Genomic DNA, 24,837 nt, shown 5'->3' on the forward strand with positions numbered 1-24,837 from the left:
AATTATTTTGGGGGGGCTAATTGAATTTCTCAGAGTTTTCCTTCTGGTGGGTGCTGTTGCTGTTTAGCATCCCTTATTTTACAGTCCGCTATGTTGCCAAGTCCATGCAACTTTGGCGCGGCTCCTTTGATGCGATTGGCTTGGCGGCGATGTCTTTGCTGTTGTTTGTCAACGCATCTCGTTCTAGCTTTGCCATCTTCGTCTGTGAAATTATTTTCAACTACGTTATGGTGTGGTGGATGCTGCGCCAACAAGGCTGGAAAGCTAAAGCGATCGCCTCTACTGTCATCATCATTGATATCGTTATTCTCGCTTACTTCAAATATTTAAACTTTTTTGTCGAAGATGTTTTAGGGCTAATAGTCCCAGGATTATCAGCCAGTTGGCAATCTAAAAGTATTCCTGGTATGGGTTCCATCCCGCCTGGATTGTCTTTTTACACCTTCCAAATGGTGGCATTTGTCGTTGACTCCTACACCAGTAAGAAAAAACGTGCCATTGGTGCATTAGATTATGTCAACTTTGTCTCCTTCTTCCCGCAAGTTGTCGCCGGTCCCATTGAACGCCGGGGAGATTTGTTTCCGCAAATTGAATCATTCCGGTTTAAATTCACTCTAGACAACTTTGAAGCAGGTTTTCGTTGGCTATCTCTAGGGCTATTTATGAAGTTTGTCCTAGCCGATAATATTTCCCCTTACATCAAAATTGATCAAGCTCAGAATCCTTGGCTGGTATGGTTTTTTGCCTTCTTATTTACATTACAAATTTACTTTGATTTTGGTGGATATAGTTTTATTGCTCTGGGTTTAGCCAAATTTTTGGGTGTTAACTTAACGATTAATTTCCTTGCGCCTTACACCTCCCAAAGCATCAACGAGTTTTGGCGGAGGTGGCACGTTACTCTTAGTACGTGGTTCCGAGATTATGTCTTTTTGCCACTCATGGGTAAAAACATGAAGTGGGCCCCATTTTATTTATTTATTACTTTCACTCTCTCTGGTTTCTGGCATGGGGCTGCTTGGAATTTTATTCTTTGGGGAGCTTACCACGGATTATTGTTGCTGGTACTGCGTTATGCTGGACGACCTTTTTATAAGTTTGTGGGACAGCAACGGTTCTTAATGCCGCAGTTTATTTCTTGGGCATTGACTTTTGGTTCGGTGATTTTGGGTTGTCTGTTCTTTATGGAAACCAAGACACCGCGTCTTGTGGAAAAGTTACAGACAATCGTTACGCCTTGGGCATATTCTCTATCTAATCTGGGGGAAGCTTTGACTTTCTTCCAAGGTAATGAGGCGATCGCTTTGGGGTTTACTTTAGTATTAGCCTCGGCGGTGTTGTTGATGGAGCATATCGGTGTTTGGCAGCAGCGTGCGTGTGAATATGATTTGTTGCTGTCTCCTTGGGTGTCGCGGGTGTTGTTGGCGTTAACGATTTTGCTGGCGGCAAATACGCCTTCTCCGTTTATTTATTTTGAGTTTTAGGGAGTTTTTTTGAACGCAGAGGGAAGAGGAGGTTAGCGCGGAGGGACGCGGAGGTTGGGAGTTGGTGAGATTTTGCTGGTTTAATATTTTTCTTTTTTTGTTATGAAGAAGTTTTTACAGCTTTCTAGTTGGTTGATGATCGCTGCTGTTGCTTGGGGGGTTGGTTATTTATACAATGCTCGCTATGGGGGTGAATTGAGCTGGTTAAGGATAATGTATGAGCAGAAAAAAGCGATTGCTAGTGAGGTGAAATCGCCCAAACGGATTTTGATTGTTGGTGGTTCTGGCGCTCACTACACGGTGGACGCTGGATTGATGCAACAACAATTGGGTATCCCGACGATTAATATGGCGACAGACGGGCCAGTCGGTTTAGATGTCATTTTAGCCAGCATGGATGATGTGATTAGAAAAGGCGATATTGTTGTCCTGATTCCAGAGTATTTAATTTTACTAGAGGATGATGGATTGGGCGATCGCTCTGGTCAGTTTGGTGTCGCTATTGGTAAGCCTGGGTTGGGTGGTGTGCCTGCTAAACAACTGGCTCAAGACATTATGTTATTGGGTGTGCCGACGTTACGCGCTGTTACTAAGTCCTCTGTAGAATTTGCACAAAAGGGTCGCTTGACTGGGTATTACTCTGACCCCATCACGGCTAACGGCGATCCCACCGTCATGAAGCAACGCCTCAAAACACCTTGGTGGCAACTGAAAATTAAAGCCCCAGTTTCTCGTCATGCTTTACGCAGTATCAAGGAGTTTAAAGAGCAGGTAGAAGCTAAAGGTGGAACTTTAGTTTTAGGCTTGTCGTGGATTTATGCCAGCACTGACTCTAAAACTCTAGATAACATCAGTAAGACAGCCGAAAAGCTGGGAGAAATCGCTCCTGTGCTTTATGACAAACAAACCTTAAATGTGAAAACCGACTCTAGTTTGTTTGCTGACACCCATTATCACTTGAATCCCCCCGGTCGTCGCACTCGGACAACTGAACTGGTTGAGCAATTCAGAGCCTTGAATTTAAAGGAGTAGGGAAAGAGGCAAGATGTTGAGATCACAAGAGTAATTTATAATACCTAATAAAAAATATAAATATCACATAATTCGCCATTCGGTTGTCAATTACGAATTACGTAGCTTGCTTCCGCGTAGCGGTATTACGAATTACGAATTACGAATTACGAAAACCATGTATCAGCTAGACGACGAATTTCGCAACCAGGGTAGACTGAGACAATCCGCATCTAGCAGTCCACATCCAGTCCGGATTTGTATTTTAGGTGGTGGGTTTGGTGGATTATATACGGCGTTGGCATTGAGCAAGTTTGGCAAATTGCCGTCTGTCAAATATGAGATCACTTTAGTAGAACAACGGGATCATTTTTTATTTACGCCCCTACTCTACGAAGTGGTAACAGGAGAATTGCAAGCTTGGGAAATTGCCCCTGATTATAAAAAACTCTTGGCAAACACCAATGTCCAATTTTGTCAGACGGAAATTCAAGGTGTTGACCTCAAACAGCAATTAGTCCAGTTGGATAATCGTACACTCACTTACGATTATTTGGTGTTGGCTGTTGGTAAACAGACTTGGTTAGATGGTGTTCCCGGTGCAAAGGAGTATGCGCAAACCTTTCGGACTTTGGCGGATGCGGAACATTTAAAAGAAAAGTTGAGGTTTTTGGCAGTATCAAATCGTTCAGTCATCAGTGTGGGGATTGTGGGAGCTGGGCCTAATGGTGTAGAACTGGCTTGTAAACTAGCCGATCGCTTGAAACATCGCGGTAAAATTCACTTGATTGACCGAGGTGATGGAATTCTCAAAACTTTTTCTCAAGGTAGTCAAGTTGCAGCGTATCGAGCTTTGGCAAAACGCGGTGTGCATTTAGAATTAGACACTAGCATTGAAGCGATCGCTCCTGATGCTATCACTCTCAATACCCAAGGCAACACTCGCAAACTGAAAACAGATTTAGTCTTGTGGACGGCTGGGAATCAGTCTATTCCTTGGATTTGTGAACTAGATTGTCAACACAATCCCCAAGGACTGTTAATCACTTCCCCAACTTTGCAACTAGTCGAGTATCCCAATGTCTTGGTCTTAGGGGATTTAGCTGATATTCGTGACCACCGAGGCAACCCCATCCCCGCAACCGCCCAAGTAGCCTTTCAACAAGCACCTCATGCAGCGCGTAATCTCTGGGCAATGCTCAGAGGTCGTCCCCTGAAATCATTCCGTTACCTGCATTTAGGTGAGATGTTGACATTAGGGACAAATAATGCTGTAGTTTCTAGCTTTGGCATCACTATTGATGGTCATCTCGGTCGAATTATCCGCAGAGGAGTATATATCCAACGTCTGCCAACTTTCAAACATCAATTGCAAGTGGCGATGCGTTGGTTAATCAATGGTATTTTTAAACGATTGCCCAGTGGGATAAAACGGTTGCTCCGGTCGTATTGGCGACGACAAAGACATCAGCGAAAATCAATAAACTAATTAAATAAATACTGTTATGGTTGCTAATGAGCAAATACCCAAGAGCATTTGGGCAAAAAAACTAGATGAAGTGTTTGGATTAGATTTGCGATCGCTAGCGGCGTTTCGCATCGGTATAGCCTTGGTTTTGCTGGCTGATTTGGGGATTCGCTTTGGTGATGTCGTAGCTCATTATACTGATGCAGGGGTGATGCCTCGCAGCTTGCTAGCCCAGATTAGTAAACCTTGGCATTGGTCACTTCATGCTATCAGTGGTGAGCCGATTTTCCAAGTGCTGTTATTTACTATTGCGGCGGTGATGGCGATCGCCATGTTAGTTGGGTATCATACCCGCATCGCTACCATCGCTTCTTGGGTATTGCTGATCTCCCTACATAACCGCAATCCGTCGCTCATTTTTGCTGCCGATGATGTTCTACGTGCCTTGATGTTTTGGGCAATGTTTCTGCCCTTGGGTGCAAGTTACTCGATTGAAAGCGCCCTCAACTCTGCTAACCACAAGCTACCAGCCAGAGTTGTTTCTGGTGCGACAGTGGCGTTGATATTTCAGCAGTGTTTTATCTACATTTTCTCTGCCGCCTTCAAAACCAGAAGCCCAGTTTGGACTGAAGGCACTGCTGTTTACTATTCCCTGAGTTTTGATCAGTATGCTACACCAATCGGTCATTTCCTTCTGAATTTTCCCGCACTTTTAACACTGTTTACCTACGTTACCCTGGTTTTGGAATGGGTAGCCCCTTTGTTACTGTTCGTTCCCGTTCGTAATAGCTTCTTTCGGATGTGTGCCGTGATTACCTTTGTCATGCTGCACGCTGGATTTGGCTTGACTTTGAATTTAGGCATCTTCCCATTTTTAAGTATCTTCAGTTGGTTAGCCTTCCTCCCCAGTTCCTTTTGGCATGCGCTGCACAAACGCCTGCAAACTCCAGCCCGTCAAGGATTGAAAATCTACTTTGATGCTGATTGTGGCTTTTGTAAAAAAGTGGTGCATCTGTTGCGAACACTCTTAATTTTGCCCGGAACGCCGCTACTGATGGCGCAAGAATACCCCGATATCTACGCTGATATGCAGGCTTATAACTCCTGGGTCGTGGAAGATTGGCAAGGTAAACGACATTTTAAGTTTGCTGGGATTGTCTATATCGTTAGCCTCTCACCGGTATTTTTCTTCCTAGTTCCCCTGCTGAACTGGAAACCTGTCATGGCTGCGGGGACAAAGTTTTATGAGGCTGTGGCTACTAACCGCAAAATTGCTGGTAGATTCACCAAACCTTTTAAATTTCGCCCCATTCAAGTACGTCCATCACGATTATTAAATATTCTGGCGTTATTGTTGCTGCTATACACCTTTGTTTGGAATGTGAGTAGTTATGCTCCCGATGCCTTTAAGCGCAAGGTGTGGCAAAGTACAGAATTCGTGGGTAGGGCTACACGCCTAGACCAATCGTGGAGTATATTTGCTCCTGGCCCCCCTAGAGATGATGGTTGGTATGTAATTCCCGGTCGGTTGCAAAATGGTAGTGAAGTAGATATTTTCCGGAGTGGTAATCCTGTGAGTTGGGATAAGCCTAGCTTGGGATTACGGGGAACGATATACAACAATATGCAGTGGCGTACCTATTTTATCAATTTGAATCGGGCGATCGGTCAGCGACTTTATCCGTTCTATGGTCAATATCTCTGCCGTACTTGGAATGCTAAACATCCTGGTGAGCAAAGTCTCAAGAGTTTTGATGTTTACTTTATGGATGAACGCACAGTTCCACCAGGGGAAAAGCAAACTGTTGAGAAAAAACAGACTTGGCAGCAGTCTTGTTCTTAGAGGTTGTTTGAAAAGTCTAATATGTTACTCTTATGGGCGATTAGAAATCGCGTCTACACAGACAAAACCCACCTCCGTGGGTTGGAAATCCTTGATTTTGTCTTAGTCTGCGGAGGCAGACTTTGCCTGTGTAGTAGCGAATTATATTCGCCCCATACTTTTCAAACATCCTCTTAGCAAAACTAAGAAATCTGGTGCTGATTGTGCCAACTACGTAACTTGAAGCCCAGAATCAACAGCAGTGTGCCAAATAGAATGGCATAGGCAGCAATCAACCATAAAATAGCTAATGCTTCAGCGACAGGCCAGATAATCAACATCACACCGAAGATGAGCGAGACAAGTCCAGTTACTGCTGGTAACCACTCATTTTCCATTGCTTGTCGCAGTTGCAGGGCTGTAATCATTTCCAAGACACCTGTGACAATTGCCCAAGCGGCAATCAGATAGAGTAAGACAAATGCAGTTACGCCCGGCCAAATAAAAGCTAGCATACCGACGGCAATCCCCACAACGCCTTCGAGTAACAGCAACCAATTGTGAGTATCGTAGAGATGCTCTCTCAATGCCGCGATCGCTAATAATACTCCTCCAGCTAGCCAAAAGGTAGCAAAGAGGTATACCAGTGCTGTTAGTGTCAGAGTTGGCCATGCTAAAGCCACTAAGCCAAATATAATGGCGATCGCTCCTCTCAAGGTTAATGTCCACCAATTTTTAGCTAGGCGATTGCTGATTCTCGTTGAGTAAAGGTTGTTTCTCATTGCTGGTGTCGAGCAGCTCTACACTGTTGGCAAATTTTGCTCATGACCTTTGCTAACTAGACTCAGCTTAAATTCTTCCTACTTGTCTTCCATCTAACCAATGGAATATTACTCATTGGCATAGATTTTCTATCCGCAGATTGATATTTTTTGATGCTTTAGATACGACATTTGTATATTTTAATTTTTTGATAAACTCCTAATAATTTTTTATTAACTTGAGCGTGAGTAGATATTCTTAGTGATTTTCCGGCAAAAACACTAACTAATAATTATTAGAAATTAAAGGTCAATTTTACTGATTACTGATTATTAATCCTGACTAAATTTATTTAAACAACATCTTAGATAAAAACACAAAATATGATTATTAACGGCACTTCCGGCGTAGATGAGTTGTATGCAGATAAAGATGACCAAGTTTTTGGTTTTGAGGGTGATGACATTCTAGATGCTACTAATGGAGAGGGTAATAATTTACTAGACGGTGGCATTGGTAGCGATCGCCTACTGGGCAACAAAAATGATAGGCTCAAAGGCGGAGCTGGTGATGACAGTTTATATGCGCTCGGTGTTGACGGTTTTAATATCCTAGAAGGTGGAGACGATAACGATCAGTTATTTATAGTTGAAGGTGGAAATAACCAACTGGATGGTGGTTCTGGACGCGATCGCCTAACAATTATAGAAGGTAGTAGTAACAATATTCTGTCTGGTGGATTGGGTAATGATTTTCTCGATGTCTCCAATGGTACAGGAAATAACACCCTCAATGGCAATGCAGGCGATGATATTCTGATTGGTGGATTAGCTAGTGATAAATTGTTTGGTGATGCTGGTGATGATTTCCTTTTTGGTGGAAGCAAAGGTAGTCAACTCACCGGAGGAACAGGTTTAGACAGATTTTTTCTGACCAGTGCAGCTATTCCTGAAGTACCTGTTGAGGTATTAGATTTTACTCAAAATGATGATAAAGTCATAGTCGCTGGTATTCCAGAGGTGCAGACGTTCCAAGATTTGCAATTAGAGCAGAGAGGACTGGATACAGTCGTTAAAGCCAACATTAACAATGAGTTGCAGGAATTAGGCATTTTAAGAAATGTCCAAGCTAATACTCTCACACCAGAAGACTTTGACTATACATCTGCGATTTTTGCAATTACTAACTCTTCCGCAACCGAAGGAAACACCCTCACCTTCACCATCACTCGCACAGGAGACACTGAAACCGATCAAAATATCACAGTATCAACATCCATCACAGGATCTGACACAGCCACTAACACCGACTTTGTCGCTAAAACTCAAACCCTCGCCTTCCAGCCAGGAGAAACACAAAAAACCTTTACAGTCGAGACAACTCAAGATGACTTATGGGAAGGAGATGAGACATTTAGCGTCAGTTTGAGCAATCCCACCAATGGAGGAATTATTAGCTCTACAGATGGTACAGCCAAGGGTACTATCAACAATGATGATTTAAATCCAGTATTTGCGATCGCTCCCACTTCCGCAACCGAAGGAAATACCCTCACCTTCACTATCACCCGTACCGGAAATGCTCAAACCGAGCAAAGTATCACAGTATCAACATCCATCACAGCAACCGACACAGCCACTAACACCGACTTTGTAGCTAAAACTCAAACTCTCACCTTCCAGTCAGGAGAAACGCAAAAAACCTTTACAGTCGAGACAAATCAAGATGACATATTGGAAGGAGATGAGACATTTAGTGTCAGTTTGAGCAATCCCACCAATGGGGCAATTATTAGCTCTACAGATGGTACAGCCAAGGGTACTATCAACAATGATGATAATACAGGCGTAACTATTAGCCAAACTGATGGCAATACAAAAGTTACTGAAGGTGGGACAACTGATAGTTACTCTGTTGTACTTGCTAGCCAACCTACAGCTGATGTCATTATTACTATTAATAGCGGTCAGCAAATCACTACTGATCGGCAAAAACTTACCTTTACATCTGCAAATTGGAATGTACCACAAAATATCACAGTAATAGCGGTAGATGATTCATTGGTAGAAGGAGAGCGCAGCGATAATATTCAACATACAGCTACCAGTGATGATGTTAACTATAATGGCATTCTGATCAACCCTATTGAAGTTAGTATCACTGATAACGATATCCCACTGTTACAGAATCCTAATAATAATATTTTCACTATTAAAGGTGAAAGTGATCAAGTCAAACTCCAAACTACTCTTATAGAACACAATACTAATTCCGTTGATGAATTAGGTGTATTTGTTGTAGATGATGCTAACGGCAACATCAATGGTATTGCTCCTGGTGCAGCAGGCTACACTCAAGCCGCACTACAACGAGCTAGAGTAATTTTCTCGACTATAGCCAACAATCCCAACGGCTTTAATTCTAATAATTTAGCAAGTTTACTAGAATTTACTTCTGGTGATAATTTAAGATTTTATCTCGTCAAAAATAGTACAACTGATGCTGTACAAGCAGGTTTAACTCCCATCACAAATGTGTTATTTGCTAATGCGACAACCACAAAAGTCACTAATTTAGGTAATAATGCTTTCTCTATAGGTTGGGAGAGTGGATTTGGTAATACCAATGATTTTCAAGATTTGGTAGTCAGGATTCAGACCACAAATCAAAACTTACCTTTGGGGATAAATTTACAAGGTCGCATACAAGGGGAATTAATTGATTTACGGGGATTAACACCACTAGTAAAAGCTGATTTTGTTGTGAATAGAGAAGCCGCTTACAACAACTTTATTGGCTTCTATCAAGTAACTAATGAAGATGGTGGCATTGATACCAATAGTGATGGTACAGCCGATATTCTTCCTGGACAAGCTGGTTATACTCAAGCTGCCATTCGTAATCGAATTTCTGGGATAGATTTAACAGTAAATAATCAAGGAACTGCAACTTATACTGGTAATTTTCAACCGGGTTCTTTACTTGCACCATTCATCATTGTTAATGGTAGACCAGAGGCGATTCTTGATAGTAATGCCAATAATGATCCCGCAGTTTATTTCCCATTCTTAGGTGCTAACACCGACAAAGTTGACCATATTAGACTATTGGCAAATAACGTCTTTGGTTTTGAAGATTTACCAAATGGCGGTGATCAAGATTTCAACGATACCATTGTGCGAGTCAATCTTAGTATTGCTTAAGAGCAGCATTATTTGGCGATCGCTAAGATTAATGGAGCATGGGAAAATGGTAATTTTTACCAATTCACCCAAATTGTTGAAGCTATCAGCTGTCAGTTAGTTTTTCCCAGCTGACAGCTGAAGTGCTGATAACTACTTAAGCCATTTGATTTTCAATCGCCCACCGCGCTAGTTCAGTGCGGTTGTGGAGATTAGTTTTGCCCAACATATTGGACACGTGGCTTTCTACAGTGCGCTGACTAACATTTAATTCTTCAGCGATTTCTCGGTTAGCTAAACCCCTGGCTACAAACTGTACTACCTTCAGTTCGGTTGGGGTTAACTGCACATCAAAAGGAACCTGGATGCGGGAACCATTTTCCCCGCCTTTGGCTTGGTGTTCCTTCCAACGGATAGTTTGCTTGAGTGAAGATTCTACTTGGGCTACGAGTTCTTCTGGTTCAAAGGGTTTGACCATATAAACATCCGCACCTTTGTTCAGACCTTTAACTCGGTCTGCACTTTGTCCTTTTGCGGAAAGGAAAAGAACTGGAATCCAACTGGTGCGTTCGTTTTGCCGGACTTGTTCTACAAAGGTATATCCGTCCATTTCTGGCATCATCACGTCGCAGATGATCATATCTGGAACATCGTGTTCAAGTATTTCCAGAGCTTCTCGTCCGTTTTCCGCAGTGATGACTTCATATCCTCTGAATTCTAAATAATCCTTCACCAGCAAGATGAGGTTAGGGTCATCATCAATCAATAGAAGTCGTTTGTGATCTTTCATGCTGGGTTCTTTCATAGCAGTGGCACTTGTCGCGCTTCGATCCATCAAGGTCTTGAATGGTTATCCTTTTATGGTGGATTGTTGAGATGTTGTCATTTTTCCCACTTAACTAGCCCTTTCTTTGTTGGAGTCTTGAGAGTGGCTTTCACTGGCTGTGAAACCACTAGTGCATTAGCAATATTCCAGTAAGGACACGTAGAGCAGTATATTATAATGCGCTATTATATATCCCTTTGAAAGTGGCGGGTGAAAAAACACTGATTAAATAATAATCTTTCTAGTTCACAAGTAAGTATTGGCTTAAGATGACCCTAGCTGCAACATAACCCGCGCTTTCATTAGGCTTACTGCTTTACAATATCTTGTGGATATTCAGCATTAGATTTAGACATTCACAAGCAAGTCAGGGAGTTGTTGGCAAAGGATGGGGTAAAAATGCTTATTCTTGCACCACCATTATGCCTATCAAGTGTTGTTCGATGATCCGCTCAATAACCTCCGGGTTTGCTTGGCAATACCATACACTTCCGGGTAGACAACTATTATCGGTCTAGAACAACAAACTCGCAAGCGATAAGCTTAAGTTTTGTTGCACTAAACCACTGTATTGTTACTCATTAAGCGGCTCTCTGATTACTGTTCTATAACAATTTCTCCACTTTGCAAATAAAGTTATCCATATAAAAATATTCGTTACTTATAGAAAAGAACCTGAAAAATACGAATAATTAGGGATTAATACTTACGGGAATGTAATGGAGTGTATATACGGGGACGGAGAATTGGTAAATAGTCATTGGTCAATAGTCAATGGTCAATAGTCAATAGTCAATAGTCAATAGTCAATGGTCATTGGTCATTAGTCAAAACTCAGGACTCCCCCACCCCCCCACTCCCTCACTCCCCCCACTCCCCCCACTCCCCCCACTCCCTCACTCCCCCCACTCCCTCACTCCCCCACTCCCCCCACTCAGCACTCCCTCACTCCCTCACTCCCCCACTCCCCATTCCTTCTCTTAGTTCGGAAACCCGTACACTTGGAAATATTGCCATTGTGGGGTTTTCTTCGGTAGATTAGCACTCAGGAGTTGAGAGTGCTAACTCTGGAGAAATTTAAATATGGCAGCTGTATCTCTAAGCGTATCCACAGTAAAACCTTTAGGCGATCGCGTGTTTGTTAAAGTGAGCGCCTCTGAAGAAAAGACCGCAGGTGGTCTGTATTTGCCCGACACGGCGAAAGAAAAGCCCCAAGTAGGTGAAGTAGTCGCTCTTGGCCCTGGCAGACGTAATGATGACGGTAGCCGTCAAGAATTGGAAGTCAAAGTTGGTGATAAGGTGCTGTACTCCAAGTACGCTGGCACTGACATCAAGCTGGGAACTGAAGAATATGTACTGCTCTCTGAAAAAGATATTTTAGCAGTGGTTGGGTAATTGACCAATTACCAAATTTCAAGACAAAACAATTGACTTAACTTCCACACATCGAGACACCTATGGCAAAGCGCATTATCTACAACGAAAACGCCCGTCGCGCCCTGGAGCGAGGTATTGACATCCTGGCTGAAGCTGTGGCTGTTACCCTTGGTCCCAAAGGTCGTAACGTAGTACTAGAAAAGAAATTTGGTGCGCCACAAATCGTTAACGATGGTGTCACCATTGCTAAAGAAATCGAATTAGAAGATCATATTGAAAACACTGGCGTGGCTTTGATTCGTCAAGCTGCTTCCAAAACCAACGACGCAGCAGGCGATGGTACAACCACTGCTACCGTTTTGGCTCATGCAATTGTTAAAGAAGGTCTAAGAAACGTAGCAGCAGGCGCTAACGCTATTTCCTTGAAGCGCGGTATTGATAAAGCTACCAGTTTCTTAGTAGATAGAATTAAAGAACACGCTCGCCCTGTAGAAGATTCTAAAGCGATCGCTCAAGTTGGGTCAATTTCTGCTGGTAACGACGATGAAGTCGGTCAGATGATTGCTCAAGCGATGGACAAAGTTGGTAAGGAAGGCGTAATTTCCCTAGAAGAAGGTAAGTCTGTAACTACCGAGTTGGAAATTACTGAAGGGATGCGCTTTGACAAAGGCTATATCTCTCCTTACTTTGCCACCGACCCTGAACGGATGGAAGCGATTTTTGATGAGCCTTTCTTACTATTAACAGATAAGAAAATTGCTCTAGTACAAGACCTAGTACCAGTTCTCGAACAAGTAGCTCGTTCTGGTCGTCCTTTGGTGATTATCGCTGAAGATATCGAAAAAGAAGCTTTAGCAACCCTTGTAGTTAACCGCTTGCGCGGTGTACTGAATGTAGCTGCTGTTAAGGCTCCTGGCTTTGGCGATCGCCGCAAAGCTATGCTAGAAGATATCGCTATCCTCACCGGCGGCCAACTGATTACCGAAGATGCTGGTTTGAAACTGGACAACACCAAGCTAGAAAGTTTGGGTAAAGCTCGTCGCGTCACCATTACCAAGGACAACACCACAATTGTTGCTGAAGGTAACGACGTTGCCGTTAAAGCTCGTGTAGAACAAATTCGTCGTCAAATCGAAGAAACTGAATCTTCCTACGACAAAGAAAAACTGCAAGAGCGTCTAGCAAAACTCTCCGGTGGTGTGGCTGTGGTCAAAGTAGGTGCAGCCACCGAAACCGAAATGAAGGATAAGAAACTCCGCCTAGAAGACGCTATCAACGCTACCAAGGCTGCTGTAGAAGAAGGTATCGTTCCTGGTGGTGGTACAACTCTAGCTCACCTAGCTCCTGAACTCGATGCTTGGGCAAATGCTAACCTCAAGGATGAAGAGTTGACTGGTGCGTTGATTGTCGCTCGTGCATTACCCGCACCTTTAAAGAGAATTGCAGAAAACGCAGGTCAAAATGGTGCTGTGATTGCTGAACGTGTGAAAGAAAAAGCCTTCAACGTCGGCTACAACGCTGCAACCAACGAATTCGTTGACTTGTTAGAAGCTGGTATTGTTGACCCTGCGAAAGTAACTCGTTCTGCACTGCAAAACGCTGCTTCTATCGCTGGGATGGTGTTGACAACCGAATGTATCGTAGTTGACAAGCCAGAACCCAAAGACGGCGCTCCTGCTGGCGCTGGCGCTGGCGGCGGTGACTTCGATTACTAATATTTTGTAGTCGGGTAAGTTTTTAAAAACAGCTGCTTCTTTTGTGGAGGCGGCTGTTTTTTGTTTTGAAACCCATAAACACCTACTTCAATTCAACTCACAACTAAAAGTTCATCCAGTTTATTTTTTAAGTCTAAAGACTATACAGAAAATTTCCGTGTAAGAAATAGTTAGGCTGTATATCCAAAATTAGGTACGCTTATGTTAAGGACTATCAGGTAAACAACTTCCGGCAGCAACATGGAAAGAAACGACTTGATTAAGCAATACTATGAGGAACTTTATGAGAATGATGTTTTAGAAAGGTATTGAGCATACATTCAGAACGAAGAACCTGAAGATCAGGACTTGTTTGAAAAATACTTAGTTGACATTGATCACAATCCAGCTTTGCTTCAAAGCATTCCAGCGTCTGTAAGAGCCGCCTATGATTACTATTACTGTCTTAATAGATACTGGGTTAGGCTGTACAAGTTACCGTATGAGGATGATGTGACTTATGCTCTAAGAGTAACAACCGATGGTGACGATGGCTGTCTTGAGGTTTATGACCAACACGGTTTAGAGATTGGTGTAGGGCGCACCTACCTAGAGTTAATTAGTTGGGGAAACGTAGACGAAATTCGTACTTATCTGCATGACTATGATTTTCCAGCAAATTTGAATAATAAAGAGCAAATGACAGTCTGGCAATTTGGTGGTTATGCTATCTACAACGGTAGTCCTGAGCGCTGTGTTGTTGTTGCTGAAGAGATTCCCGAAGAGAAGCAAGACGAAGCAATTCAAATCATTTGCGTTGCTACAGGAGTTAGAGAAAAAGCAATTACTGCTGTCCTAGATTCTTTGCCTCGCTCAGTAACCAGAAACATTGCTCAGGAAAAGGCTGAAGATATCTGGCATCAACTGATAACTCTTGGGGTTAAAGCTTCCATAGAAGAGTTTCAGGGCGATCGCTGGGCTATTATCAAGAGAAGTGATTTTACAGACGGTTAGTTAACTCCAGACTGAGTAGAACAGATACAATACATCTTGTCGCACCATACTGGTCTACTGAGGAAACACAATTTTATTCTGTTAATATGGAATTGTTGGTTACCGTACACCAGATGCAATATCCTTTTCATACAGAATCGAAACCAGTGTCAGGGAGTGAGGCGGAAAAGCTTGCTCAGGCGCTAGAGTCTGGTGGTTACGTGGCAGACGAGGCAGCACTCGAACTTGCAAAACGTATTGCTGCTCGTCGCCGTCGGAGACTCCAGAATGCCTCAAAGCAGTAAGTTCGAGGGAGTTGATTTCTCTCAAATGAACCCTGAGAGATTGACCCTCGAAATGGATGTGTCTGGACAAGGATTTCGCTCTGTTCGTGGCGAATTTGTCACCTATTGGCGGCAGGGGCGAGTTCTTCGAGAAGTCAACGCAAATATTAGTCAGTGCTGGATTCTACAGTTTGAGGGGTCATTGGTCGGGTATATCACGCTGCTTGCAGATAAGCTGACCCTGGAAGATCCAATTCTTCTGAATGAAGGTGTTAAGTACCGAACTTTCCCTGCTGTCAAAATTGGGTTGTTGGCAGTTGATCGCAGAACGAAGGGGGTAGGTCGCCAGCTTCTTGAATGGGCAATTGAATACGTGGCGGCGGAAATCTCCCCAATGCTGGGCGTTCGATTCATGACGGTTGATGCACTCTATGACCCGGATGTTGAGCCTCCCTACGATGCTTCAGGATTTTATCGAAGGATTGGATTTCGATTTGCTGCTCCAAATGAGGAATTACCACCTACAGAGCCATACCGAACGTTGTATCTGGATCTGAAGCCTGTCATTGATCTGTTAGATAGTCAGGATATCGATTCCACATGATGCCTAGTCGTGGAGTCACAGCCTAACAACACAGTGGATCGGACGGTAGAGAGATTTCGCGCTTCGTTTCAGGCATATCTGCCGCCGCTCACTTTAGCCGTTAGTCTTCTAGTTGATCTGTTTTGGTATTTTTATATTTTCTTCAATGAGTGCTGAGTTTTCGCTAAAGAGATTTTCCGCAGAGTTTATAAAAGCCTTACAAGATTTTGGCGAGACTGCATACGATTTGTTCTGAGCATCAGATATAGTTGACGACTATGATTTTTGGACTGAAGATAAAATCGAGGAAGAATTCTTCTCGCAGGGTAAATCTGAATTTCAAGATTTTCCAAGGGAATTGATGTTGTTGATCTTGTCTGAGGGATGTGAGATATGAGGAGATAGTCGTAAGATTATTTATCGGGTATTGCGGAAGGACATTATGCAAGAGTCTACCGTTTATCGCTCAATCTGGAAAGAGGCTGAAGACGAAAAGACACGAGCGATCGCACTCAATCTTCTGCGAGAAGGTGTATCGATTGAAACTATCGTTCGTAGCACCGGTTTATCCGTTAAGGAAGTGCAACAACTTCAGCAACAACTCAAGTTCCACCTGCCTTTAACCTAGAGTAATATAAACTTAGTTTTCAAGAGGCTACAGCTATGACTCTAGCGCCTAATGAGCAAGCTGCTATCATCCGCACAGAACGAGGACTCACAATTGCGGGAACACGCATCACGCTCTACGACGTGATGGACTACGTGACAGAACACTATCCGTCAAAGTTTATTCGTGCCATGCTTGACCTTACCGATGAGCAGGTGAATGCTGCGCTGTCCTACATTGCGGCACATCGTACGGATGTTGAAGCAGAGTATCAACTTGTTCTCAAAGAAGCCGAGGAATTGCGGCAGTATTATGAGGAGCAGAATCGTGAGCGGATCGCTCGCATTGCTGCCAAACCTCCAAAGCCTGGAACAGAAGCGATTCGAGCCAAGCTTCAAGCAAGAAGAGCCAAGCTTGAATCACAAGCATGAATTTTCTGGTTGACCATAATTTACGAGGGCATTCTGTTGTCTTAGCAGGTAGCCTTGCTGCAAGTGGTTGGCTTAAGCTAATCCCGATTCGCTTCGTTCTGTTTGAAGAAGTAGGTTTAGCGGTCACAAGTGATGATCGAGTTGTCTGGCGATATGCCCAGGATAATCAGATGATTCTAATTACTGCTAACCGCAGTATGAAGGGGAAAGACTCTTTGGAACAAGTGATGCGTGAGGAAAATACTCCTACGTCTTTGCCTGTTGTCACAATAGGCAATATTGATCGGCTGATGGCTGAACCAGATTATCGAGAACGTTGTGTTGATCGCTTGGTTGATATAGTGATTGACATCGAAGATTACCAAGGCGCACGGCGGATTTTCATCCCGTGATCGCTGAATATTAAAAGTGGTTGCAGTCGTATCTGTGGGGACGCGGCTTAATGGGAACACCAAAAAATAAATTATCCCAAATTGATGGTTGGTAGGGTGCGTCAGTAGGAAGAATTCCTTGGTGTAGCTAGGTTTTCTCACACTGACGCACCCTACATTTTGGATATTTTTTTATCTGGAAGTCCCTAATGGGAACGTTGAATATTTTTTTATATCCTTAGTTTCTCCTTTGGACAAGATAGCCTTGCCGATAATCACGTTTCTTTAATTTGGAAGCTTGACGCATAGGAGTAACTTTCTCTACATGAAGTAGCTTCTGGCGATAAGTATTATTATCTGTCAGTTGGGCGATCGCGAAGCGCTACAGCGAAGTGCCGAACGCACTGCAACAATCATTCATCAAACTTTAGATCCCCTCAAAACTAAATTGGCATCATAGGGCGTACAATCTTACTATTTCTATGTAGGGCTTGCCGATTCCTGGCTGAACATTTCTCTGCTGACTTCGCCAGTTGGCTACTAGGAAAAGCTGTCACTTTGACAGAACTCCAACCCTCTGAACTGTCCCTTGATCCGATTCGTGCTGATGCCTTGATCTTCCTGGAATCAGACGAAGCCATTTTGCATATCGAGTTTCAGACGCGGCCGAAAGACAACATTCCATTTCGAGTGACAGATTATCGGTTGCGAGGATACCGAAGAGATCCATCGAAGCCAATGCACCAAGTAGTCATTTACCTGAAGCACACTACATCACTGCAAAACGCTGCTTCTATCGCTGGGATGGTGTTGACAACCGAATGTATTGTAGTTGACAAGCCAGAACCCAAAGACGGCGCTCCTGGTGGCGCTGGTGCTGGCGGCGGTGACTTCGATTACTAATATTCTGTAGTCGGGTAAGTTTTTAAAAACAGCTGCTTCTTTTGTGGAGGCGGCTGTTTTTTGTCATTAGTGCGGGAGGAAGTAATGTTTCCGCCAAAAATATTAGGTTTTTTTTACAATTTTCCCATCTTGCTGTAATTTTTCTATAACAGCAGCGCAAAATCCCGATTTACCACGTATAACAAAAGTCTTCTTTTCTCCTGTTTCATGTCTAAACCGAAAAAGACCCCATAATATTATTACTTCTGTTGAACCGTAGTTTGGACTAAACCATTCAATCGTAATTATCTCTTCTTTACTATTAAAAAAATCTCTAATTCTTGCAAAAATAGGAATTGATATTTCAGCTTTGTTAAACTTTTCAGGAGTTATATATTCTGGCATCTCAAGTTTTGACCTTAAACTTATATGTACAAGCACATAGAATTAGTGAAAAAATAGTAACATATCTTCAGTCCTCCTAAGCCAGTAGGGTGGGTCAATATAGATAAAATTTGTTAAGGGAACATCCCACTTTTTAAAATTTCTCAAGATAAAAACAATCTCGATGAATCTGTAAGCTGAAACAGATGTATAAAAATCTCATATTTCACAAATATTGAGTTTTTTGTCTGTGAGAGCAAGATTCATATCTATTTTTAGCCAATCCCGCACTTTTACCTCTAGCAACTTTAACCTGAACTAAAGCGATAAACGCCATATATTAATTATTAGTTCGACAAAAATATAATATGAGTGAAATTGATACCACACCCCTACACACCCTCAATCCCCTAGATAGATTTTCCGATAGAGCAGAAAATTATGTAAAATATCGACCAAGTTACCCAGCAGCAGCAATTGATATTATTCTTGCAGGTCTATCCTCGCAAATTGTCGCCGCAGATGTTGGTGCTGGTACGGGGATTTCTTCACGACTATTAGCTGAACGTGGTGTTAAAGTGATAGCGATTGAACCTAATGCAGCGATGAGAGGAGTTGCTGCATCACACCCTTTAGTAGAGTTTCGTGGGGGTACAGCAGAAGCTACTCAACTACTCGATAATTCGGTGGATTTAGTCACTTGTTTTCAAGCTTTCCACTGGTTTAGTCCAGAACCAACTTTACAGGAGTTTCACCGCATTCTTAAACCATCGGGACGGTTGGCTGTGGTGTGGAATAATCGAGATCAAGAGGATGCTTTAACTGCTGAATATAGCCGCATAGTTCGCCAAGCATCTAATAACCATCCAGCAGAATCACGAATGCAATCTGTCGAACCGTTATTGGTGAGTCCACTTTTTGTAAATATTCGTGAATATTCGTTTACTTATTACCAAGAATTAGATTTAGCTGGATTGATTGGTCGGGCGATGAGTGTTTCTTACCTTCCCGATACAGGGTTGGCATATGAAAGTGCGATCGCTGATTTACAAGATTTATATCACCAGTTTCGTAATGAGCAAGGTTTTGTTTACATGGTTTATCGCACCAGCGTACATATTGGCGAAGCTATTCAACAACAGGAATAACATAAGTTAGACTGCATGAACGCACTCTAGATCAATCTCACCATTCAAAATGGCAAAACTACGGTATCAAGGTTACTGCGAATGTGAGCCAACAAAATTAGTCCGAGAAAAATTTGGCAATGCTAATGTTTATGCTCAAAATGCTCAATCATTACTGACAAAAGCTACAGGTTTTATTAGTGCTTATGATTTCACACTAAATCCTTATCGAGGTTGCCAATATGGTTGTAGTTATTGCTATGCTGCGGCGTTTAGTCCCAATAGCAAAATGCAACAGGATTGGGGTAATTGGGTAATTTTAAAAGAAAATGCTGCGACAATATTAGCTAAGGAATTACAAAAATGGTATAAAAAAAATCCACAACAACCACCAAGAATTTATATGAGTAGTGTGACTGATCCTTATCAACCTTTAGAATCTCAGTATCAGTTAACTCGTAGTTTATTAGAGATGATGCTAGATGTGAGAAATGATGGTTATCCTACACCAACTTTGGTGATTCAAACTCGTAGCCCAATTATTACTAGAGATATTGATTATTTACAACGATTTCAGCGATTACGCATTAACATGAGTATCCCTACTGGAAGTGAATCAGTCAGGAGAGATTTTGAACCGCGATCGCCTAGTATTAAAGCTAGATTAAATGCTATTTACCTAATCAAAAAAAATATAGATGCTTTTAAAGGTTATATCCCTAAAATTTCCATTACCATAACACCTCTACTTCCGACTTTAGATACTGATGAAATAGCTTTTATTGAGCAACTAAAAATCGCTGATAGAGTTGTAATTCAAGATTTCCATCCTAGCCATAATCGCTCACTCATCGCCTCTACTCGTTCCGCAGCAGACAAAATCAAACAAAAATATGCTTGGTGGTATGATTGTGAACAATCAAGTTATGCGAAATTTAAAAGTCAATTATTAGCTCAACTTGTAGGTGTAGAAATTAAAGAGGGTAAAGACGGATTTGGTTATGAGTAATCCTATTGTCAATTGGTGGCGTAGTCAGCAATTTAAGTTGGCAGTCAGCCGTGGCGATACACAAAAAGCTGTGCAAATCTTACACGATATTCAAAAATCAGGTGCAAGATTTTCTTGGTTAGAAAAATTGTTTCGAGATAAGCTGCAACTTGAGCGTGCTTCTCTGGAATATAAAAGAGAGATAGGAAATTTAACTGAGAAGTTAACACAGTTATCAGACTCAGCAGTCGATAACTGTAAATTGTATCCTAATCAAGAATTAATTAATTCTATTTACCAAAAATTCCAATTAATTCAGCATGATCATTATCTTATTCAATCTACGGGAATTGATGTAGAGATATTTGATGATTTTGAAAGTAAGTTAGTAGCCTATCTCCAAGATGAATTTAATAAAATCCCCGTAGATAAATTAAATATCAAACTCGCAGATGCTTTTGAGGACATTCATAACTTAAAAATTGGACAAGACCCAGACTATAATTTTAGTTTGACTCCTCATGTCTATTTTATGAAGTTTTTTTTAGAGAATGTATATTGTCTATATTTAGCTTGGTTTTTTATTTATCAGGATGGGTTACTCAGCAATAAACTCAATATTTTAGATATTGCAGCAGGGCCAGGAACCGTTGCTTATTCCTTAGCTTTGTTTCTAAAAAGTATTGGTGAGTCAGAAAAATCATCACAAGATCATATATCTTACTATTCTTTGGAAAAACAAGATGGATTTCAATTTAGAGGACTTCAGTTTTGGCGAAAATATATAGAATCACTAATAACACCAGTGAATACTTATTTTCGTTTTGTTACGGCTGATTTGTTATCATCAAATCATGAATTTGACAATTTACCTCAAGATTTTTTTGATTTTATTGTCATATCTCACTGTTTCTTTGCCGATACATCTGCCAGAAACCAAGCTAATAGTGTTTATAAATCTATATTTACTAATAACCTAAAAAAGCAAGGTTACGTTTTACTAATCATCCAAGATAAAAAATTATTTAAGTTTTATAAAACTAAACAAGAGGAAAATCAAGACCTGGAAAAAAAATTAGTTGCAAGCTTTATTGCTGAATTAGGGCTGGATTTAGTTTGGTATAAATATTTAACTTCTAGAGACTCTAGAAAACCATGTTCGGCAATGGAATTTGCGAAATTTGCAGAAGAGAAACTACCTAAGCAAATATATATGACTCCGATGATTCAGAAATATTCTCATCAGAAACATGATGCCAACTATACATTAGATGATTACATAATTTTGGCTAAAAAGTAAAATTTAGACTACTAGATAAATGACTGCAAATCTACAAGCCGGGGAAGGTTGGCATGGCCAACTTAAATTAGTTTATGCCGATCGCCTAAATTCTACTCAACTAATTTACAACCATCATCAAGCACCGCTAAAAGTGCAACGTCCGTTTTATCCAGAAGGGGAAAAAGTTTGTCATAGTGTCATTTTACATACGGCTGGGGGGATAGTGGGAGGCGATCTCTTATCTTGTGATATTCACCTGCAAGCAAACGCGCAAGCTGTCATGACGACAGCCGCCGCCAGTAAGATATATCGCAGTAATGGTTTAATTGCCAAACAAACCATCAATATCCAAGTTGAAACTGGTGCTTGCTTGGAATGGCTACCCCAAGAAACAATAGTCTTTGATGGTGGGATTTATCGCCAAGATTTACGGGTAGAATTAGCAGACGGAGCTAATTTTGTTGGCTGGGAAATTACCCGATTTGGACGTAGTGCCAGAGGTGAAAAATTTTATCAGGGAGAATGGCGATCGCATACTGAAGTTTGGCAGAATGGTATCCCATTGTGGATTGATCGTCAATGGCTACCGGGTAGTGCAGCAGTTTTTCACAGTCCCCACGGTTTATCAGGAAAACCAATTGTCGGTAGCTTAGTTTGGTTGGGTAGTCCAGTTTCTCTAGAAATTATCGCAACAGCACGTTCTTTATTTACTCAGCACTCACAACTCACCACTCAGCACTCACAACTCACAACTCACCACTCCCTCACAGGCGTTACCCGTTTAGAAAATGGATTTTTGTGTCGATATTGTGGTACTTCCACAACAGAAGTGAGAAACTGGTTGACAGCTGTTTGGCAAATGCTACGGATGAATTTTTTCCACCGTGGTATTTGCATCCCAAGAGTATGGCAAATTTAAGGAAGTAAGAATGCAACTTACACCACAAGAAAAAGATAAACTATTGATTTTTACCGCCGCTTTGGTAGCAGAAAGACGGAAAAATAGAGGTTTAAAACTTAACTATCCGGAAGCAGTTGCTTATATTTCTGCGGCAATTTTAGAAGGTGCTAGGGATGGCAATACAGTAGCGGAATTGATGAGTTATGGGACAACGCTTTTAAGCAGAGACGATGTGATGGAAGGTGTACCAGAAATGATTCATGATGTACAAGTGGAAGCCACTTTTCCAGATGGCACAAAGTTAGTCACAGTACATAATCCTATTCGTTAAGCAGATAAAAAAAGGCAGAGCAATCCGCCTTTGTATAAATCTACAGTGTGCTTTATTCATAGACCATTATCGTGTTTGACTTTGGATCTGGTATGACAAAGGTGTGGCGATCGCTTGACTATAGCATTTCTCGCTTTAGTGAAGTGCATTTTGTTGAGGTTAGAGAGTAAGCTCTATGCTCATGTAACTGAAACCGCCATAACGTATCACTCAGATTATTTTCTGAGATTGTTCCCTAATTTGGTTTATGGAATTTTGCCCCTGCTAACAAGGGTTTTTATCTTTGTATTTCTAACAATTCAGGTACAGTGACAAACCGATAGCCGCGCTTTCTGAGAGCATTAATAATTTCAGGTAAAGCTTTAACTGTATTTGCACGATTGCCGCCACCATCGTGCATTAACACCATTCCACCTGGTTTTGCCCCTCTTAGCACATTGTCAATCAACTTAGATACAGGAGGACGACGATAATCTTGAGAGTCATCTGACCACATTAAAATAGCATAATTATTCTTTTTCGCGTAGTCAGCTACACCATTACTGAGGCTGCCAAAAGGCGGACGAAATAGAGAAGTTTTTACTCCCATAGTTTCATACATTTGTGTTGCTGTAGATTCAATCTCCAGCTTGGCTGTAGATGGATTCATCCAGTGATACCAATGATGCCACGTATGATTGCCAATGGCGTGACCATCAGACACTTCCAGCTTGGCTATCACAGGAAAATAATGCACCATTTCTCCCACACAAAAGAACGTTGCTTTAATATTATTTTGCTTGAGAATATGCAAAATCTGCTCTGTATACTTAGGTGCAGGTCCATCGTCAAAAGTCAGGGCAATGACTTTATTTTGCTCATTTAGTTTTACTTGCCCAACAGTTTGCCCCTGAAACTGCGGCGGTACTTCAAAGATGTGGCTATTTATCATAGCCTGCGTCTTTAAAACCGCATCTTGCTGATTAACTAATGCTTTGGCAGCAAGTGATTTTGATTTTTTAATCTGCATCTGATTGTCTGCTTGACTTATCAACCAGAAAAATCCAGCACAAAAAGCACAGACTCCAGCAATCAATGGAATGAAGATTATGCCTTTTTTAACCGACAATTTCGGGTTTGTCATCGTAATTCTCCTGCAAATACTGTGGATACCTAAGCTAAATATGGTATTCTTTTAGATATTGTTTGCAAAGTAGTTGGCTGTAATTTTCGCTCTACTCAAATTATCTCACCTGGGCTAAGAATTGCCTCATGGCTTGAGCTACTGCATCGGGGGATTCAATCAAAAAACCATGTCCACCTGTTTCTAACACTACCAGTTCAGCCTGGGGAATAGTTACGGCTAGTTGTTGGGAAAATTTGATGGGGGTGAGGATATCTTGTTGCCCAACGAGAACTAAGGTAGGACAGAGAATATTTTTAAGTCGGTTTGTGGTATCACAGTTCAGAATTGCTTGACTTTGATGATAGATGGTATGTGTTTTGGGCGGAAAAGGATAATGAACGGCAAATTCAATCAGCTGTTCTACCATATCGGGAATTGAGTAGAAAGCATCGGTAAATATCCAAGGTAAGACAACTTTTTGATAAAGCCTAGTATCAATAATTGGTAGGAGTTTACCCCATGTTTCGATCACGCTGTTAAATCGCTCATCACCCTTAGCTAGGCTCGATATTAACAGTAAACTGGCAACCTTGTGCGGATAGGCTAGAGTAAATTCTTGGGCAATTTGACCACCCATTGAATGACCAGCTAGATGTATTTTATCAAGACCCAGGTGATCAAGTAATGCGGCGACATCATCAGCCATCTGCTGAATAGTGTAAGGATCATCAGGAGCAGAACTACGCCCCATACCCCGATTATCTATGCGAATGACTTGATATTGAGCCACTAGAAATGGCAGTATGAGCGACCAATAAGCATGATCGCACAGTAACCCAGAAATTAATACCAAAGGTTCTCCCATGCCTTTGATATCGTAAAACAAGTCGATATCGTTGACTGTAACTTTGGGCATACACAATGACAAATGCAAATTCTTTA

23 protein-coding genes and 1 pseudogene are annotated in these 24,837 nt (G+C 41.7%); 19 read left to right on the forward strand and 5 right to left on the reverse strand.

Annotation, left to right across the window (positions count from 1 at the left end; translation table 11 throughout):
• The first annotated feature begins 20 nt into the window (after nucleotides 1-20).
• From FD725_RS12395 to FD725_RS12410, 4 genes are all read left to right on the forward strand, one after another.
• A complete protein-coding gene (locus FD725_RS12395) occupies nucleotides 21-1,484 on the forward strand; it encodes an MBOAT family protein (protein ID WP_179048435.1) in 1,464 nt (487 codons plus the stop codon).
• Between the two features lie 102 nt (nucleotides 1,485-1,586).
• A complete protein-coding gene (locus FD725_RS12400; RefSeq protein WP_179048436.1) occupies nucleotides 1,587-2,516 on the forward strand; it encodes a hypothetical protein in 930 nt (309 codons plus the stop codon).
• Nucleotides 2,517-2,673: 157 nt separating this feature from the next.
• Entirely contained in the window at nucleotides 2,674-3,984 is a 1,311-nt protein-coding gene (locus FD725_RS12405) for an NAD(P)/FAD-dependent oxidoreductase (protein ID WP_179048437.1), read from the forward strand.
• A gap of 16 nt (nucleotides 3,985-4,000) precedes the next feature.
• Nucleotides 4,001-5,806: an HTTM domain-containing protein gene (locus tag FD725_RS12410; RefSeq protein ID WP_179048438.1), complete on the forward strand. Its 1,806-nt coding sequence runs from the start codon at nucleotides 4,001-4,003 to the stop codon at nucleotides 5,804-5,806.
• Nucleotides 5,807-5,988: 182 nt separating this feature from the next.
• Here FD725_RS12410 and FD725_RS12415 read toward each other — a convergent pair whose 3' ends face one another.
• Nucleotides 5,989-6,567 (reverse strand): HdeD family acid-resistance protein, encoded by a 579-nt coding sequence (locus tag FD725_RS12415; protein WP_179048439.1) that lies wholly within the window; start codon nucleotides 6,565-6,567, stop codon nucleotides 5,989-5,991.
• A 363-nt stretch (nucleotides 6,568-6,930) separates the two neighbouring features.
• On the opposite strand from FD725_RS12415, the gene FD725_RS12420 reads away from it, so the two are divergent.
• Nucleotides 6,931-9,750, forward strand: a complete 2,820-nt coding sequence (locus tag FD725_RS12420) for a Calx-beta domain-containing protein (RefSeq protein WP_179048440.1) — start codon at nucleotides 6,931-6,933, stop codon at nucleotides 9,748-9,750.
• Between the two features lie 136 nt (nucleotides 9,751-9,886).
• Here the strand turns inward: FD725_RS12420 and FD725_RS12425 are convergent, their stop codons facing one another.
• Nucleotides 9,887-10,564, reverse strand: a complete 678-nt coding sequence (locus tag FD725_RS12425) for a response regulator transcription factor (protein ID WP_010997804.1) — start codon at nucleotides 10,562-10,564, stop codon at nucleotides 9,887-9,889.
• 1,074 nt (nucleotides 10,565-11,638) lie between these two features.
• Here FD725_RS12425 and groES point away from each other — a divergent pair.
• The 9 genes and pseudogenes from groES to FD725_RS12470 form a co-directional block, all read left to right on the forward strand.
• The gene (gene groES / locus FD725_RS12430) at nucleotides 11,639-11,950 is read left to right on the forward strand and encodes a co-chaperone GroES (protein WP_066375868.1); all 312 of its coding nucleotides are present in this window, start codon (nucleotides 11,639-11,641) and stop codon (nucleotides 11,948-11,950) included.
• 62 nt (nucleotides 11,951-12,012) lie between these two features.
• Entirely contained in the window at nucleotides 12,013-13,647 is a 1,635-nt protein-coding gene (gene groL, locus FD725_RS12435; RefSeq protein WP_179048441.1) for a chaperonin GroEL, read from the forward strand.
• Nucleotides 13,648-14,139: 492 nt separating this feature from the next.
• Nucleotides 14,140-14,640, forward strand: a complete 501-nt coding sequence (locus FD725_RS12440) for a hypothetical protein (protein WP_179048442.1) — start codon at nucleotides 14,140-14,142, stop codon at nucleotides 14,638-14,640.
• Nucleotides 14,641-14,786: 146 nt separating this feature from the next.
• Nucleotides 14,787-14,924 (forward strand): hypothetical protein, encoded by a 138-nt coding sequence (locus tag FD725_RS12445; protein ID WP_179046225.1) that lies wholly within the window; start codon nucleotides 14,787-14,789, stop codon nucleotides 14,922-14,924.
• Nucleotides 14,908-15,507: a GNAT family N-acetyltransferase gene (locus FD725_RS12450; protein WP_179048443.1), complete on the forward strand. Its 600-nt coding sequence runs from the start codon at nucleotides 14,908-14,910 to the stop codon at nucleotides 15,505-15,507. The genes FD725_RS12445 and FD725_RS12450 overlap by 17 nt, the downstream gene beginning before the upstream one ends.
• Nucleotides 15,508-15,928: 421 nt before the next feature.
• Complete coding sequence (locus tag FD725_RS12455) at nucleotides 15,929-16,114, forward strand: hypothetical protein (RefSeq protein ID WP_179048444.1); 186 nt, start codon at nucleotides 15,929-15,931, stop codon at nucleotides 16,112-16,114.
• Nucleotides 16,115-16,149: 35 nt separating this feature from the next.
• A complete protein-coding gene (locus tag FD725_RS12460) occupies nucleotides 16,150-16,524 on the forward strand; it encodes a DUF433 domain-containing protein (protein WP_179048445.1) in 375 nt (124 codons plus the stop codon).
• Nucleotides 16,521-16,916, forward strand: coding sequence for a DUF5615 family PIN-like protein (locus FD725_RS12465; RefSeq protein ID WP_179048446.1), 396 nt, complete (start codon nucleotides 16,521-16,523; stop codon nucleotides 16,914-16,916). The genes FD725_RS12460 and FD725_RS12465 overlap by 4 nt, the downstream gene beginning before the upstream one ends.
• A 447-nt stretch (nucleotides 16,917-17,363) precedes the next feature.
• A pseudogene (locus tag FD725_RS12470) lies at nucleotides 17,364-17,672 on the forward strand (flagellar assembly protein H); the annotation flags it as partial.
• A 228-nt stretch (nucleotides 17,673-17,900) separates the two neighbouring features.
• Here FD725_RS12470 and FD725_RS12475 read toward each other — a convergent pair.
• Entirely contained in the window at nucleotides 17,901-18,182 is a 282-nt protein-coding gene (locus FD725_RS12475; RefSeq protein WP_179048447.1) for a hypothetical protein, read from the reverse strand.
• Between the two features lie 347 nt (nucleotides 18,183-18,529).
• On the opposite strand from FD725_RS12475, the gene FD725_RS12480 reads away from it, so the two are divergent.
• Genes FD725_RS12480 through ureA form a run of 5 tightly spaced genes read left to right on the forward strand, consistent with a single transcriptional unit; the run spans nucleotide 18,530 to nucleotide 22,790 of the window.
• Nucleotides 18,530-19,309 carry a class I SAM-dependent methyltransferase gene (locus tag FD725_RS12480; RefSeq protein ID WP_179048448.1) on the forward strand — a complete coding sequence of 260 codons (780 nt, stop codon included), beginning with the start codon at nucleotides 18,530-18,532 and terminating at the stop codon, nucleotides 19,307-19,309.
• Between the two features lie 49 nt (nucleotides 19,310-19,358).
• Nucleotides 19,359-20,297, forward strand: coding sequence for a radical SAM protein (locus FD725_RS12485; protein ID WP_179048449.1), 939 nt, complete (start codon nucleotides 19,359-19,361; stop codon nucleotides 20,295-20,297).
• The gene (locus FD725_RS12490; RefSeq protein ID WP_179048450.1) at nucleotides 20,290-21,576 is read left to right on the forward strand and encodes a photosystem II assembly protein; all 1,287 of its coding nucleotides are present in this window, start codon (nucleotides 20,290-20,292) and stop codon (nucleotides 21,574-21,576) included. The genes FD725_RS12485 and FD725_RS12490 overlap by 8 nt, the downstream gene beginning before the upstream one ends.
• A gap of 19 nt (nucleotides 21,577-21,595) precedes the next feature.
• Complete coding sequence (locus FD725_RS12495) at nucleotides 21,596-22,477, forward strand: urease accessory protein UreD (protein WP_179048451.1); 882 nt, start codon at nucleotides 21,596-21,598, stop codon at nucleotides 22,475-22,477.
• Between the two features lie 10 nt (nucleotides 22,478-22,487).
• The gene (ureA, locus tag FD725_RS12500; protein ID WP_179048452.1) at nucleotides 22,488-22,790 is read left to right on the forward strand and encodes an urease subunit gamma; all 303 of its coding nucleotides are present in this window, start codon (nucleotides 22,488-22,490) and stop codon (nucleotides 22,788-22,790) included.
• A gap of 277 nt (nucleotides 22,791-23,067) precedes the next feature.
• Here ureA and FD725_RS12505 read toward each other — a convergent pair whose 3' ends face one another.
• Together FD725_RS12505 and FD725_RS12510 are read right to left on the reverse strand one after the other, a co-directional pair.
• Nucleotides 23,068-23,913 carry a polysaccharide deacetylase family protein gene (locus FD725_RS12505; protein WP_179048453.1) on the reverse strand — a complete coding sequence of 282 codons (846 nt, stop codon included), beginning with the start codon at nucleotides 23,911-23,913 and terminating at the stop codon, nucleotides 23,068-23,070.
• A gap of 100 nt (nucleotides 23,914-24,013) precedes the next feature.
• Nucleotides 24,014-24,811 (reverse strand): alpha/beta fold hydrolase, encoded by a 798-nt coding sequence (locus tag FD725_RS12510; protein WP_179048454.1) that lies wholly within the window; start codon nucleotides 24,809-24,811, stop codon nucleotides 24,014-24,016.
• Nucleotides 24,812-24,837 lie beyond the last annotated feature (26 nt).

Source organism: Nostoc sp. TCL26-01 (assembly GCF_013393945.1).
Lineage (GTDB): Bacteria > Cyanobacteriota > Cyanobacteriia > Cyanobacteriales > Nostocaceae > Trichormus.